Here is a 14,486-nt window from a genome sequence, read left to right on the forward strand (position 1 = left end):
TTTATTATGACAAGCTCAAATTACGCCTATGGGTACCTATACTACACGCCACGTTTATTACCCCACACTAATGTATGCAACTGAGGAAGGACTCTCACACGAGTCATATCTGAATCCGACATCGTACGATCAACAAGCTCTTCATATTTCATCAACAGCTTAGGCACTAAATTATCTTCTGATACATTATGATCAACGTCCTCATTCCCTACTTGTAAAAAGAACGCAATATCTGGGTATCTTGCATGAATTTCCTTTGCATACTGATAGTCCTCTTCGTTAAAGCACACCACTTTTAAGCTAGTGTGCGAGACTCTGTCCGCATCTCTAAGGCGATTAATAAGATCATCTAAAACCGTAAAATCAGTTACCATCGAAGAGCTCGGTGGCTTTGGAGAAATAGTCAGGTCATCAATCTCTACAAGCCAGTCTTGCCATCTACTTCCTTGCGTTTCAATGGCCACTTCCATACCTTTATCATGCAATAGGGTAACAAGCTCCCCCATATTTTTCAAAAGAGCTGGATTCCCTCCCGATATCGTAACGTGAGCAAAATTATTCGGGGCCAGCTCCTGCAGCTCTGCAAAAACTTCTTTTGCGGAAAGCATACGAATATCTTCTTTCGCAGATCCGTCCCATGTAAAAGCAGAATCACACCACGCACACGAATAATCACAGCCTGCTGTACGGACAAACATCGTCTTCTTCCCAATAACCATTCCTTCACCTTGAAAGGTTGGACCAAAGACTTCTAAAACTGGTACTTTGTTAGCCATTATTGCATCCACTCCCGGCGAGCTTCTGCATAGCTAGTCGGTGTTTCAAACAGTCGTACAAACTCGACTTGGAAGGACTGCTTTGCATGTGCACTTCGTTTTTGAAGAGATTTTTCCATCTCTTCATAAATCCACACGACCATGTTTTCGGCAGTAGTGTTCATTGGTGGTAGCATCTCATTTAAGTAACGATGATCTAAATATGGCTCAATATCTTTCTTCCAGCTCTTTTTAATGTCACCGAAATCAAGCATGATCCCAACATCGTCCACATAGCCACTTATTCCGAAGATAACTTTATACGTATGACCATGTAGATTTTTGCATTTTCCTTCGTACTCGTGTAAATGGTGAGCCGCATCAAACGTAAACTCCTTACTAACAAGGACACGCTTGTGGTGATACTTCAGCTCACTCTTCTTTATATCTTCGCCAAGTTTCTGAAGCTTTTCTACTACGCGAAAACCAAACATGGCGACACCTCCTTACAATATATTAGATAGCACGTTCCTTTTTTTCTTGTAAATATAAATCAAGTCCATTTTTACGTAGCTTACACGCTGGACATTCTCCACAACCATCCGCAATGATTCCGTTATAGCAAGTAAGCGTGTTATGACGAACGTAATCAAGAGCATCAAGCGTATCCGCTAACTCCCACGTCTCTTTTTTATCCAGCCACATAAGAGGAGTATGAATAACAAACCCGTGGTCCATCGATAAATTTAGCGTCACATTCATGGATTTAATAAATATATCACGGCAGTCTGGGTAGCCGCTAAAGTCTGTCTCACACACACCTGTTACTATATGCTTTGCACCAATCTGCTTCGCAAGTACACCTGCAAATGAGAGAAACAATAGATTACGTCCTTCCACAAATGTAGAAGGTAACTCCCCCTCTTGCTCTTCAATCTCAATATCATCTCTAGTGAGAGCACTTGGGGCTAGCTGACTGAGTAAGCTCATATCTAACAGATGATGATTCACGTTTTGCTCTTTCGCAATCTGCTGTGCCACTTCGATTTCAAGCTTATGTCGCTGGTTATAGTTAAAGGTGACAACTTCTACTTCGGCAAATTGTTTTTTTGCCCAAAACAGACACGTCGTACTGTCCTGACCGCCGCTAAACACGACTAATGCTTTCTCTTGCTTCACGATAAGCACTCTCCTTTTACATTCAGAAAAAATATAACAAAAAACCGTTTAGCCAAAGTAGCTAAACGGTTACATAGGAAAAAAAATAAGTTCACACAAAAAATGCCCATTTAGGGCAGTATGTCCTTAGTTTTTTATAGAGGGTTTAGCTAGAACCTCTCCCGTTCCATTCGAACGGTACAGTAGTATGGGTAATTGTCCAAATGACATCATATCATACTGCTTCAGATACGTCTACTATAGGAAATCTTGTGTGTTATTTTAATCGAGCTTCTTTTTGATGATTCATGTACATTATTGTTTCGTAACAAATACGGCCAAGAGAAACACTCGCTAAAAGGCAGCCAGCTCCAATAACAAGACCTGACCTATCCATTTCTAACACGTTAGACCATGCAAGGACAGCCATGACAATACCAATAACGAAAAATAAACATTCATACGTAATGGATTCTAAAAATGTCCTTTGCATCGTAATAACCTCCTACCGAGTAATGAGATAGGATTAGTATACCGTATATTATCTGAAAAATCTATCTTGTTAACGCGTTCACGGTACTTAGCTTTGTCATCCGCCTACTATCCAAATCAATAACAGCTATTATCGGCTCTAAAAAACCATCCCATAGCTCTGATGCTTGATTCGAAGAATAGTCCTCTATAAATAATGCCATCGTAATACTCGAGGTAATGACACAGATATCTTCGTTCGAACCTACATTACTTATTAATTTCTCTAACTCTAATTTAATACGCGTTTTGACATCGCTTGCAGTTTCATTCCCGAGTATAACGTGATCCTTCATAGTTAAAAATTGTTTGATTTTCTCTTTCCAGATTGGCTTAGGGTATTTCATTGCAGTTACTACTTGGCAATCATGTGAAATCCCTTGCACTGGCTCCCAACGCTTTAAAAGCTCGCTTGCGATTAAATAAGTTGTTTCGATTGAGCTTCTCTCTTCGCTAGAATAAAATTTATTAACTTTAAAGCTTCTTAGTTGATTAGCTAGCTTTAATGCTTGATCCTTACCTTCTACGGATAGTTGCCATTCATGGTGAGGAAGGTCTGAGTTCATTTCTGGTATGGAGTGTTTAACAAATATTAGCTTGGACATGGTTTGTCTTCCCCCTAGTGCTTAAGTACTTTACTATCCCCTAAAAAAGCTTTATAAAAACATAAACCCGGGATAAATTACATTTCAGGGATGTATCTAGACCTATTTATCACAACCTTTTTGCTAAAAAAAGAGCTTAGCACTATGCCAAGCTCTTACATGCCTTATCCTTTTTTAATCCAAAACTTAAACGTACCATTATCTTCTTCTTGAGATAAAAGCTCGTGTCCACCAGACTTTGACCAAGCAGCTAAGTCAGCCTTTGCACCTTTATCTGTCGCATGAATTTCTAAAACATCGCCAGACTCTAAGTTGTTCATTGCTTTCTTTGTTTTAACGATTGGCATCGGACACGCTAATCCTTTTGCATCTAAAATTCCCTTCGCTTCCATATCATCATCTCCTAAAATAAGTTTTGTCTTTAGTAGCGGTTCTAGCGAGATCCCCTCTCCCGCTCTATCTATCACTTCGTTACAGGACCTTCCCATTCAGTCATGCCAGGTAGAACATTCACCACTTCATTAAAGCCTTTTTCGGTAAGCATTTGCGCGGCAAGATCGCTTCGACTTCCAGTGCGGCATACGACATAAATGGCTTTATCTGTAGGAATCTCAGACATTTTTGCTTCAAGCTCGCCGAGTGGGACCGATACTGCACCGGGAATATGACCAAAATGATACTCCGCCTCTTCACGGACATCTAACACGGTTACCTCATCTAGCTTCGATGCTAATTCATCATTTGTCGCAACAGCTTCATGCTTTTTTTCTTGTTGATCTTCATCAGAACCCTTACGAACATAATGAATCAACACATCCCCATCTTCATCTGTTCCTAAATAGTGATGACCATTTTTAGTAGACCACGCTTTTAGGTCTGCTAAAGAACCTTTATCCGTTGCTTGAATTTCAATAACTTTACCAGCTGCTAAATCAGCCATTGCTTTCTTTGTTTTTACAATCGGCATTGGACATGCTAATCCTTTTGCATCTAATCGAACATCTGCATGTACTGTCATTATTAAACCTCCAATTAGTCTTAAATTAAATAAATAGATTCACGGCTCCGTCTTCTGCTTCAGCCAAATAAGCGGCAACTCCAGCGTACTCTAACCCCTCTATTAATTCGGCTTCTTGAAGACCTAAAAGATCCATGGTCATTGTACAAGCAACAAGATTAATCTCTTGCTCTTTTGCCATTTCAATGAGATCCGGCAAAGGCATGGCATTATGCTTTTTAATAACATCTTTAATCATTTTAGGACCCATTCCAGCAAACTGCATTTTAGATAATGGTAGTTTATTGGCACCTCTAGGCATCATCTTGCCAAACATTTTTTCAATGAAGCCCTTTTTTACTGTTACTTGTTCATCTCGGCGGAACGTATTGAGTCCCCAGAACGTTGCAAAAATCGTAACGTCGTGATCATATGCAGCAGCGCCATTAGCAATAATGAATGCTGCCATTGCTTTGTCATAATCACCGCTAAATAAAATAATATTCGTTTTTTTTCTCTCAGACATGATAAAAACTCCTTCTATATAGTAGTACAGGTAGGGGTATATGCGCATGTAAAAAGAAAGTTGCGCGTGACGCGCAACTAGTTAGCGACTTTTTACTAATAAACCTACTGCTTCTTGAATGAGGGTTTCTGTCTCTTCCCCATTATCAATTTGTGTACGCACGCATTGCTCTAAGTTTGCGCTAACGACGACTGCAATAGCTTTATCTAACGCATTGCGAGCCGCTGACATTTGGCCGACAAGATCGCGACAATCCTTTTCTTCTTCCATCATTCGAACGATGGCACGTACTTGACCTTCCACACGCTTCACTCGATTTTTCATTTGGTCGGTGTATTCCATTCTAGTCACTCCTCTCTATTTATCGCTTCCTCCATGGCAGCTTGCATGCGACTTTCCACATCTTCTGCTACAGATTTAGCAACTTGATCATCTATCAAATTCATTAAAACAGTAGGTTTTGGCATCCCTACTTTAACTTTAGTATCTTCTTGATATACTACCATTTTACACGGTAAAAAATATCCTGCAAGTAAAGTCTCTGATAATACTTGTTTTGCTATCTTTGGATTACACACTTCAAGCACTCTAAACTCGTGATTTAGCCCAACGCCCTTCTCATCTAACTTCGCTTTCACATCAAAATCCCATAACACGCCAAACTCTTGTTTTTTCAAAGACTCTGCTAAACGTTCAACCGTTTCTTGTACAGAAAACGGGGATGTAAAGGTTATATGCATCAATGCAATCACTCCTATACTGGTATGGGTATATCATACGGCGTTAGTTGATCCGTGTCAAGCCGCGTCCATCAAAACGCGTTTTCTCCTTAAAGGAATGACAAGCATTCCTGCAATTATTCCGGTGACTAGGCCTATTTCCACACTAATAACCAATGTAGCTAAAAACGTAATCATCCATAGAGCGAAGTCGATACGATTATATGAAAAAAGATGGGCTGCCTCACTATAATCGATAAGCTTATACACTGCAACTAAAACGATAGCTGCTAGCACGGCATTAGGTAAATAATAAAAGTATGAGGTAAAAAATACTAATGTTAATGCAATTAACATGGCAGTAATTACACCAGCAAACTTCGTCTTAGCGCCTGCCTCGTAGTTAACTGCTGATCTCGAGAATCCACCGGTAACGGGAAATGCTCCAAAGAAGGATCCGCCAACATTGGCAGCGCCAAGCCCGATTAATTCTCTATTCGGTTTAATAGAATAGGATTCTTTTTGCGCAATTACTTTTGCCATCGCATACGATTCCATAAACCCAATAAACGAAATTGTGAGCGCGGTCGGCAATAGAAGTAGCATCGCATCAATAGTGATAGTTGGTATGAGCAAACTAGGTAATCCTGCAGGAACATCTCCAATAATAGAGACACCGCGTTCTGCTAGATTAAATCCTGAAACGAGTAACACTGTGACTATAACTACTAAAAGTGGTGCAGGGAAAGCTGGTGCAATTTTTTTTAAGATAAGAAGGAGTGCCACACTCCCTAAGGCAATTGAAAAAGTGATAACCTGACTATTAGGTAGCTGCATGAAGATGTGAGTAATGGTTTGTAATGGACTAGCTTCAGAAGGAACGGATACACCAAAAACGTGTTTTAATTGGCTAAAAGCAATGACGATAGCAGCCGCAGACGTAAAGCCACTAATGACTGCATGTGGAATAAAAGAAGCTAAACCGCCGAGACGAATGACACCCATCACGACCTGGATAACACCTACCATCATCATTAGAAGGATTGCATAGCTGACAAACTCCGATGAGCCCGGTTCTGCTAGTTGTGAAACTCCTGCAAAAACTAAAAGAGACACAACAGCCACGGGTCCAACCGCTAACTGCCTGGACGTTCCAATCATCGCATAAATCAGTATGGGAATAATTGAAGCATATAATCCAGTTATCGGAGGCATTCCGGCTAAAAGTGCGTAGGCCATCCCTTGCGGAACTAGCATCACCGCTACTATCAAACCAGCTTGTAGATCTGACCTAAATTCGTGTTTTAAATAATGGTTGGTTTGTTGACTGTTCATTAATACCACTCCTCCTAATACCCCTATTGGTATTATATATACCTGTACAGGTATAAGTCAAGGCATTTTCTTCAACAAAAAAAGGCGCCCGTTAAGGCACCTTTCCCTTATAATTCTACGACTATTTTCCCTCGTACAGATCGAGATTGCAGTTTTTCAAGTGCTCGTGGTACATCGCTAAGTACAATTTTTTCGGTAACTATTGTGTTTAGCATCCCGTTACTTATTCGTTTCACTAAATCATTTCCAATTTCCTGAAGACGCTTTTGCTCTCTAAGATTGGTTGATTGATACACACTTCCAAGTGCTACATGATGGAAGGACTTCGGATGACCAAACTCGATAGAATCATCCATTTTTGGCTGCCCAGCAATAAATGCGAGGTGTCCGTTGAATGCGAGTGCTTTCACTGATTCGTTGGCATTATCTCGACTTACTGTATCAAGTATAGCGTCGACACCCACTCCATTTGTTTCTTCCATAATACGATCTACAAAGGATTCTTTTTTATAATCAATGGCAACATCGGCTCCAAGCTCTAGTACATGCTCATGATTATGCTCTTGAGCCGTTGTAAACACGTAGAGCCCAGCTTGCTTTGCAAGTTGTATGGCAAAGCCGCCAACTCCTCCTGCACCAGCGTGAATTAAAATAGATTCACCCGCACGAACTCGAATCTTATCAAACAGCGCTTGATACGCCGTGTACGCAGCTACCGGAAGTGCCGCTGCATCCGTAAATAAGACGTTGTATGGTAGCTTTGTCGCCGTATGTGCTTCAGCAATCGCGTATTCCGCAAAACCGCCTTTTTTAGACATATCATTCAAGAAAACAACATGATCTTGCTCTTTAAATTCGGTCACGCCTTCTCCGATTTCCTCAACAACACCAGCTACATCTAGGCCTAACACATGAGGGTACTCCCAACCAGGATAACCATTTGTACCTGTTTTATAATCAACCGGATTTAATCCAGCGGCTTTTACTCGCACTAATAGCTGCCCAGCCTGTGGCTTTGGCTTTTCAATTTCTTGCACAGTCATGTCGGTCCACTTACCTTTTTCCTCTAATAATAACGCTCTCACGTGTATTGCCTCCTTTCGTTCTATGTAAAAAGTATACGTATTCTCTCATCCTTCAGGCAACTTATACGGCTTATGAAAAATGCAAAACAGGGAAAGTACTATATTTTCTTTCCCAAGCGAAGACATTTTTTATCTCATTAGAGAGTCAGAAAGTCTGACAGAAATACATTTTTTGAGGTAAACTGTAAAAGAAATGAGGGATAAACATGTCTGATTATAAACAAGGATTACTAGCTGGTGTAGGTGCCTACTTACTTTGGGGACTATTGCCCATCTACTGGAAGCTTGTTGAGAGTGTACCAGCTACGGAAGTACTCGCCTTTCGCATTATATGGTCCTTTATCTTTTTAGTTGTATTATTCATTTTCATGAGAAAGCTCCCTCAGCTACATGACGACATTCGCTACATCGTGACTCATCCAAAAATAATCGTGGGAATATCTCTATCAGCGCTTCTTATTAGTGCTAATTGGATCATTTTCATTTGGTCAGTTGCGAATGAACGAATGGTTGAGGTAAGTCTCGGATACTACATAAATCCACTTCTAAATGTTGTTTTAGGGGTTCTCTTTTTTAAAGAAACGTTGTTAAAAAAACAGTGGCTCGCGATTGGACTCGCGACACTAGGTGTCCTAGTCCTTACTCTATCTTTTGGTCAAATTCCTTACTTAGCGTTAACACTAGCATTGACGTTTGGACTATATGGACTTGTAAAAAAACAAACGAAATTGTCTTCTATGACAGGACTCATTATTGAGACCTTGCTTTTGATGCCTATTGCATTAGCATTTATCATGATTGTGCATCCAAGCCTATCATCGGCACTCTATTTACAAAACGGCTTAAGCTATGCCATTTTATTAGCCGGTACAGGGGTAGCTACAGCTATTCCACTTATTTTATTTGGCTTTAGCGCACAGCGTATTCCGTTCTCCTTACTTGGGCTCTTACAATACGTCGCACCAACGATTATGTTAGGATTAGGAGTTCTATTATATGGAGAGCCCTTCACGATCTATCACACAATAGCCTTCCTATGCATATGGATAGCACTAGGTATGTATTCGCTCTCTCGGAAATCAACATCTTTAAAACATGTTAATAAGCCTCTGAAAGAGGGTACAAGTAACTAGTACCAATAAAGGGAGGGATAACGTTGCATACAGCACAAGATGTATCCGTTTCACAAGAAGATAAACTAGTAGCCGCGTTAATTTATGGAATTAGTTTCTTTACGGCATTTATCGGACCACTTGTCATATGGATCCTTAAGAAAGACAGTTCTGATTTTGTCGATCATCACGGACGTGAATATTTAAATTTCTTTATTAGCTATACAATTTATGGACTTATTGCATCTTTATTAGCACTTATATTAATTGGGTTTTTAATTCTAGGTGTTCTTGGGATCGCAGCTTTTGTTATCACAGTTGTTGGAATCGTGAAGGCGATTCAAGGAGACAGATTTCGCATCCCATTTATCTTCCGACTCCTTTAATACAAAAAACAGACCTCTTAGGGTCTGTTTTTTTTGCCTATACACCTAACTTTTCTTCTAACAACTCAAATAGCTGAGGCTTTGCAAAGTAGTATCCTTGTAACGTATCACAATTATGCTTTGTTAAATATTGCACTTGCTCCTTCGTTTCTACCCCTTCTGCGACTACTTCTAGCTTCATCTCATGAGCCATAGAGACAATCGAAGCAATAATCATTCGTGGGTGATGTTCAATTAAAATGTCATCAATAAAGGATTTATCTATTTTTAATGTATCAATCGGAAGCTTTCGTAAATAGCTGAGTGACGAAAAGCCTGTTCCGAAATCATCTAACGCTATGCGAACCCCAAGTGCCCGAAGCTCCTTTAGCTTCTCCACGATACTATCAAATTGATCTATTAATATTGATTCAGTAATCTCTATTTCCACAAACTCTGGAGCTAGATCTACTTCTTGTAAAATAGAGGTAATGTTTTTGATAAAATGAATATCTTTAAATTGTATTGGTGAAATATTAATGGACATAATTGTTCTAGCTCCAGTTTTCACTTGGTAGCGCTTGTTCTCTAAACAAGCTTCTCGAAACACCCACTCTCCATAAGGAATAATGAGTCCGGTCTGTTCTAAAACAGGAATAAATTTGTCAGGGAATACGTGGCCAAGCTTCGTTGAGTTCCATCTCATCAGAGCTTCGAAGCCTCTTAAAGTGGAAGTCCCTGCGTCATAGAGTGGCTGATAGTGTATCGAGAGCTCCTGATGGTTGAGCGCTTCACGAAGCTCTGCCTCAACGAGGATACTTTCGTTTATTTCTATTTTCATGTGATTCGAATAAAAGCGATATTGGTTTTTCCCACCATTTTTCGCACGGTACATAGCTGCGTCCCCATTTTGCATGAGCTCTTCAAAGCTTTGCCCGTGCTGTGGATACATGACTATACCAACACTTGCACTTAAATAAAACAACATATCGTGAATTTTAACAGGTTCGCCAACTAGCTCTAAAATTCGTCTCGTCAAGCTCCTCAGTGCTAAAGGAAAGTCTTCAACCTCCGTCTTTTTATACATGATGAGTAGAGCAAACTCATCGCCACCCATTCTAGACAGCATTTCTCCACTTGTTAGAGCCGGTTTTAAGCGCTCTGTAATGGTGCGCAATAAATCATCTCCAGCATCGTGCCCCATTGTGTCGTTGACCTTTTTGAAATTATCTAAGTCTAAATATAAAATCCCAATATGGTAATCGTCAGCATGTGACGAGAGCCTACTTGTTACTTGTTGCTCAAACAATACTCGATTAGGTAATTGAGTCAGTTGATCAAAATAAGCTAACTGTTTAATCTTCTCTTCCTTCTCAACTAAGGTTGAGACATCGTGCGCTCTGCCAGTAATCAGGAGAATCTCGTTTTTTGCATTAATGACTGGTGTTAGCTTCACATGATAGGTACCATTGCTAACGTCTTGAATCCTTACTTCTGTTATGTATTCTACTGACCCTCTTGAATTCAGGAGCTTTGCTAAATGCTCATTAAATAATTGAACGTTTTTACTATCTGGTAGCACAGTAGAGACTTTTTGTCCTACTAATTGATACTCTTTTTTATTTACAAGCTTTAATAGTGAACTATTTACCGACGTGAGTTCCCCAGTGGCATCTAAACTAAAAATGGCATCATCCGTATTCTCAACGAGCACCTCGTACTTATGGTCAGCAAACTTTGCATGCTCACGATTATATAAAAGCTCATTGTATTGTTCCCTAACCTGCTCTTCTTTTTCAGAAAGAGTTTGGTTGGTATCACCTAATTTTTGCAAGGAATCGACCAAAAAGTCGATGATTCGATATTGATTAAGTAAAATTAACCCCCCAAAAAAGAGTAACGTCATCATTCGTGATACGTACGTTTCGAATGAGGTGGAGTAAGGAATCACATCAAAGTTAAATTGTCTTACCTCAAGTACCCATAAGAGGTTGTACACAGTAAATGTTAGAAAGCTAACGGCTATAAACGTCAATGCCGCTTTGCGTTCAAGTAGTACTGTCCCAATAAAGCTAGATGCTAAAAAGAACATCATCCCAGGACCGATCATTCCGTAAAAATGTACACTTAAAAGCCCGACTAAAAAAACAGCAATTAAATTGATATATACACGAATAGAGTAAGATAATTTTTTTTTGAAGAAAAATGCTCCAAGGACGACGATAAAGATAGGACTCACGAGCAATGATAATGAATTATCTCCAAGAGCCTGTTCATTAAGGAAATTCGCAAGAAATAGGAGTGCTCCGAATGTTAATAGTGAAATCGACATGACGTCTAATATTTTGTATTTCATAGCCGTCAATGATTTTTGAAAGTGACCTTGCCCTTTTTGAAAAATAGTGAACGCCCCCCTGCTCCAAGCCTACGTAAGACCTATAATATGTCTATATTATACCTTTCTATTTTGCGAATTCCTAGTAAATATTTATCATAAACAAGGCTTTATTATCAATTTCCACAAGAATAAAGAGCGACGCTAGGTAGCGACGCTCTCTGGAACGTTATGTTATCGAACGGTCACTTCATTCTCAATCATTACGCCGCTTATAAGTAGGTCCTCAGGAACTGTAAGTAGAAGACTAGCATGAGCCACACTTGCGCCATTTCCTCGAACAAATATAGGTTCGTCTCTCTCTTCATCTAAGCCCTCTCTGACATTGCTGCCGATAATCGGTCCCGATAAACTTTCGTAACGAATGGTTGTATCATACATTGTTGATAATACGAGCTGGTCATCATAAAACGTAACATCTGTTTTAGGTATTTGATCGGGATCAATGACTCTACTTCGTTCACCAAATGAGACTTGCACTCTAGGGTAGATATACATCCACTCTACTTGTGTTGCCTCAGGAACGCGCCTTACATAGACCGGTGTATACTCACTTTGATTCGTCTTCACAATCATTAAATCTTCTTGGTCGTAGTCAAAGCTTCCTGATTCTTTCCTTAGAGGATCAAGCTCCTCTAAGCGATTATTTAAAAAGGATTTATCTACACGAACAAAGTCCTGACGCAACTCTTCGTTCCCATCGTACACTCTCTCTTGTTTTAAGACGTAATACGTTGGAATACTAAGTAGTAATAAAATCAAATACCCCGCAAAGATTTTATACGTTGTCTTAGGACTTAGCCGCTTTGTTGGCCAAACTGCTATTTTTCTTAAAAGTGTAATGACAATAATACTACCTACAAAGGCAATAATAACTGCGATAAAACTTCTTATCATCCTACATCACCTCCGTATGTTTTGTAGAAAAGTACGCACATATAAATAATCCAACTGTGACAACCCCAATTTTTAGCGTGAAGAGAATAACACTTGTTTCTCCAAAAAAGAAAGTAAATAAAACCGATCCTATATTAGGAAAGAAAAGAAGCGAAAATAGAGCAGCCACAATAACGCCACCAATTAAGATGAAAGGTGCAAATTTTGATCGTAGTAGACCCATAATGGTGTACGCTAATGCCCCTGCAAATAGCGCTAATAAAAATGTCGTAAGTATACTCGTAAGTAAAATTGGCACGCTCATGAACGTTTCAATTTCTGCACTATGGAAGATCACCGTATATAAGCCTAATATAAAAACGGATAAATTTGATGTTACCGCACCGATTAATGCAAATAGAACTAAAAGCGACATGTTGGCACCTTGTCTCACACGATGATTTTGCACAAATGCCGCATCTATCTTAGCTATATGCCGCTGGTTTAACATGACTGCTATACTGAATGTCCAAATAATTGTAACTGCAATAACGCTATCCGCTGTGTATGTTGCCGTTAAGATATTAACTCCTGATAAGGACATAGAGCCTGAGGAGACGCCATTTAGTGAAAAAATCATAAATAGTACTTGCAGAAATAGTAAGATCCAAACGGTACCGGACATAGTAAATAATCGTAGCTGTAATAGAAATAGGATTCGTTTACTCGTTTCTGTTAGATGTGAATACATCGTCAATGTCCCCCCTTTTCTCGTTGACCATCGCTAAATAAATTTCTTTTGTCGATAGGCTTTTTGTTGTAAAGCTTTCTGGAACGTCGGGTTTTCCTTTATGCTCAATAATGACACTTGAGGCGTGATGGAATGTTTTTGAGCCTGAATCTTTTACAAGTACCTTTTTTTGATTCGCCCATCTATGCAACTCTTCTTTATTGCCACTGACTCTCCAAACCGATTCCTGCAAACTTGCAATATTATCATACGTAACAACTTTTCCATGGTGGACGATCATGATTGATTCTAATACATTCTCTACTTCCTCCACGTAGTGAGTAGCAAAAAGAATCGTTCTTGGGAAGGCGATATAGTCTTTAAGTATCGCTTTATAAAAATCGTCTCTCACTGCTTCGTCCATTCCGTTCGTCGGTTCATCGTAAATGGTGAGCGGAGCTCTAGTTGCAATACCGATAACAGCTATCAAAGCACCATGCTGACCGCGAGATAGCTCTCTTGGTTTTTTCGTTACATCAAGGGTAAAATGACTCGCTAACTTATGAGCAAGCTCTTGATTCCAATTCTCATAGCTTTTAGCATAGAGGTCAAAGATCATAGTAATGGGTAGTGATTCAGGCAATTCTAATCCGTCATATATAAATATGGTATTAGCAGATGCGTGTAGGTTATTAAATGGCGCTTCGTCATTTATTTTAATCGTGCCTGAGGAAGGCTTTTTTAAACCAGCCAGCAGCTGTAAAAAGGTCGATTTCCCAGCCCCGTTTTTACCAATTACTCCTGTAATCGAATTTCGCTCGATCGTCACTGAAATATTCCCTAAAACGACATTGTCCCCAATTCGCTTCGTTACATTTGTACATGTAATCATGACTCCGCCCCCCTAAATTCTTTTCGTAGCATGTCAATCAGCTCTTCCTCTGTAACGTGTAAGGATTTCGCGTCGCGAATGACTTCCTTCATTTTTTGTGGTAACACTTCTGTACGTCGCTTCTGTATGATTAACTCCTTTGCTCCAATCGAAATAAACATTCCGAGCCCTCTCTTTTTAAATAAAATTCCTTGATCCAATAATAAGGACAACCCCTTACCTGCAGTAGCGGGATTTACTGTGAACATATCCGCCAGCTGATATTGAGAGTACATTTTACCTTCTTCAACTAACTCTTCAGACATGATCTGTCCCTCTAACCACTCGGCAATTTGAATGTAAATTGGCTTTGACGCATGTTCTTCCAGCAATTTCATCACCTCTCAAGCATAGTGCATTACTACA

General features: G+C 39.7%; 19 protein-coding genes and 1 riboswitch. Of the genes, 2 read left to right on the top strand and 17 right to left on the bottom strand.

All coding sequences use genetic code 11. The features are described from left to right. Positions 1 to 41 precede the first annotated feature (41 nt). The 12 genes from queE to FLK61_RS11840 form a co-directional block, all read right to left on the bottom strand. Positions 42 to 776: a 7-carboxy-7-deazaguanine synthase QueE gene (queE, locus tag FLK61_RS11785; protein ID WP_176009651.1), complete on the bottom strand. Its 735-nt coding sequence runs from the start codon at positions 774 to 776 to the stop codon at positions 42 to 44. After that, positions 776 to 1,249 carry a 6-carboxytetrahydropterin synthase QueD gene (gene queD, locus FLK61_RS11790; protein WP_176009652.1) on the bottom strand — a complete coding sequence of 158 codons (474 nt, stop codon included), beginning with the start codon at positions 1,247 to 1,249 and terminating at the stop codon, positions 776 to 778. The genes queE and queD overlap by 1 nt, the downstream gene beginning before the upstream one ends. Positions 1,250 to 1,271: 22 nt before the next feature. After that, positions 1,272 to 1,934 carry a 7-cyano-7-deazaguanine synthase QueC gene (queC, locus tag FLK61_RS11795; RefSeq protein WP_176009653.1) on the bottom strand — a complete coding sequence of 221 codons (663 nt, stop codon included), beginning with the start codon at positions 1,932 to 1,934 and terminating at the stop codon, positions 1,272 to 1,274. A 120-nt stretch (positions 1,935 to 2,054) separates the two neighbouring features. Next, positions 2,055 to 2,099, bottom strand: a riboswitch (PreQ1 riboswitch). Positions 2,100 to 2,190: 91 nt separating this feature from the next. After that, positions 2,191 to 2,406: a hypothetical protein gene (locus FLK61_RS11800; RefSeq protein ID WP_176009654.1), complete on the bottom strand. Its 216-nt coding sequence runs from the start codon at positions 2,404 to 2,406 to the stop codon at positions 2,191 to 2,193. Between the two features lie 61 nt (positions 2,407 to 2,467). Continuing rightward, positions 2,468 to 3,049, bottom strand: a complete 582-nt coding sequence (locus FLK61_RS11805; protein ID WP_176009655.1) for a histidine phosphatase family protein — start codon at positions 3,047 to 3,049, stop codon at positions 2,468 to 2,470. A gap of 164 nt (positions 3,050 to 3,213) precedes the next feature. After that, positions 3,214 to 3,441 carry a sulfurtransferase TusA family protein gene (locus FLK61_RS11810; RefSeq protein ID WP_176009656.1) on the bottom strand — a complete coding sequence of 76 codons (228 nt, stop codon included), beginning with the start codon at positions 3,439 to 3,441 and terminating at the stop codon, positions 3,214 to 3,216. A gap of 71 nt (positions 3,442 to 3,512) precedes the next feature. Further along, the gene (locus FLK61_RS11815; RefSeq protein ID WP_176009657.1) at positions 3,513 to 4,067 is read right to left on the bottom strand and encodes a sulfurtransferase TusA family protein; all 555 of its coding nucleotides are present in this window, start codon (positions 4,065 to 4,067) and stop codon (positions 3,513 to 3,515) included. 25 nt (positions 4,068 to 4,092) lie between these two features. Continuing rightward, positions 4,093 to 4,572: a DsrE/DsrF/DrsH-like family protein gene (locus FLK61_RS11820; RefSeq protein ID WP_176009658.1), complete on the bottom strand. Its 480-nt coding sequence runs from the start codon at positions 4,570 to 4,572 to the stop codon at positions 4,093 to 4,095. An 81-nt stretch (positions 4,573 to 4,653) separates the two neighbouring features. Continuing rightward, positions 4,654 to 4,914, bottom strand: coding sequence for a metal-sensitive transcriptional regulator (locus FLK61_RS11825; RefSeq protein WP_176009659.1), 261 nt, complete (start codon positions 4,912 to 4,914; stop codon positions 4,654 to 4,656). 5 nt (positions 4,915 to 4,919) lie between these two features. After that, positions 4,920 to 5,312: a DUF302 domain-containing protein gene (locus tag FLK61_RS11830; RefSeq protein WP_176011229.1), complete on the bottom strand. Its 393-nt coding sequence runs from the start codon at positions 5,310 to 5,312 to the stop codon at positions 4,920 to 4,922. 57 nt (positions 5,313 to 5,369) lie between these two features. Continuing rightward, positions 5,370 to 6,626 (bottom strand): SulP family inorganic anion transporter, encoded by a 1,257-nt coding sequence (locus tag FLK61_RS11835; RefSeq protein WP_176009660.1) that lies wholly within the window; start codon positions 6,624 to 6,626, stop codon positions 5,370 to 5,372. A 107-nt stretch (positions 6,627 to 6,733) separates the two neighbouring features. After that, the gene (locus FLK61_RS11840; RefSeq protein ID WP_176009661.1) at positions 6,734 to 7,711 is read right to left on the bottom strand and encodes a zinc-binding dehydrogenase; all 978 of its coding nucleotides are present in this window, start codon (positions 7,709 to 7,711) and stop codon (positions 6,734 to 6,736) included. A gap of 206 nt (positions 7,712 to 7,917) precedes the next feature. On the opposite strand from FLK61_RS11840, the gene rarD reads away from it, so the two are divergent. Together rarD and FLK61_RS11850 are read left to right on the top strand one after the other, a co-directional pair. Further along, positions 7,918 to 8,844, top strand: a complete 927-nt coding sequence (rarD, locus tag FLK61_RS11845; protein ID WP_176009662.1) for an EamA family transporter RarD — start codon at positions 7,918 to 7,920, stop codon at positions 8,842 to 8,844. A 23-nt stretch (positions 8,845 to 8,867) separates the two neighbouring features. After that, entirely contained in the window at positions 8,868 to 9,209 is a 342-nt protein-coding gene (locus FLK61_RS11850) for a DUF4870 domain-containing protein (protein ID WP_176009663.1), read from the top strand. A 37-nt stretch (positions 9,210 to 9,246) separates the two neighbouring features. Here the strand turns inward: FLK61_RS11850 and FLK61_RS11855 are convergent, their stop codons facing one another. The 5 genes from FLK61_RS11855 to FLK61_RS11875 all read right to left on the bottom strand — a co-directional run bounded on the left by FLK61_RS11855 (position 9,247) and on the right by FLK61_RS11875 (position 14,452). Further along, positions 9,247 to 11,544, bottom strand: coding sequence for an EAL domain-containing protein (locus tag FLK61_RS11855; RefSeq protein ID WP_176009664.1), 2,298 nt, complete (start codon positions 11,542 to 11,544; stop codon positions 9,247 to 9,249). A 213-nt stretch (positions 11,545 to 11,757) separates the two neighbouring features. Then, on the bottom strand, positions 11,758 to 12,480 hold the full coding sequence (locus FLK61_RS11860; protein WP_176009665.1) for a hypothetical protein: 723 nt from the start codon (positions 12,478 to 12,480) through the stop codon (positions 11,758 to 11,760). 1 nt (position 12,481) lies between these two features. Then, on the bottom strand, positions 12,482 to 13,210 hold the full coding sequence (locus FLK61_RS11865; RefSeq protein ID WP_176009666.1) for a hypothetical protein: 729 nt from the start codon (positions 13,208 to 13,210) through the stop codon (positions 12,482 to 12,484). Continuing rightward, on the bottom strand, positions 13,182 to 14,081 hold the full coding sequence (locus FLK61_RS11870; protein WP_176009667.1) for an ATP-binding cassette domain-containing protein: 900 nt from the start codon (positions 14,079 to 14,081) through the stop codon (positions 13,182 to 13,184). Before FLK61_RS11870 ends, FLK61_RS11865 begins: the two co-directional genes overlap by 29 nt. Further along, positions 14,078 to 14,452, bottom strand: a complete 375-nt coding sequence (locus FLK61_RS11875; protein WP_430708751.1) for a GntR family transcriptional regulator — start codon at positions 14,450 to 14,452, stop codon at positions 14,078 to 14,080. Before FLK61_RS11875 ends, FLK61_RS11870 begins: the two co-directional genes overlap by 4 nt. Positions 14,453 to 14,486 lie beyond the last annotated feature (34 nt).

This window comes from Paenalkalicoccus suaedae (genome assembly GCF_006965545.2).
In the GTDB taxonomy this organism is placed as follows: Bacteria; Bacillota; Bacilli; order Bacillales; family Salisediminibacteriaceae; genus Paenalkalicoccus; species Paenalkalicoccus suaedae.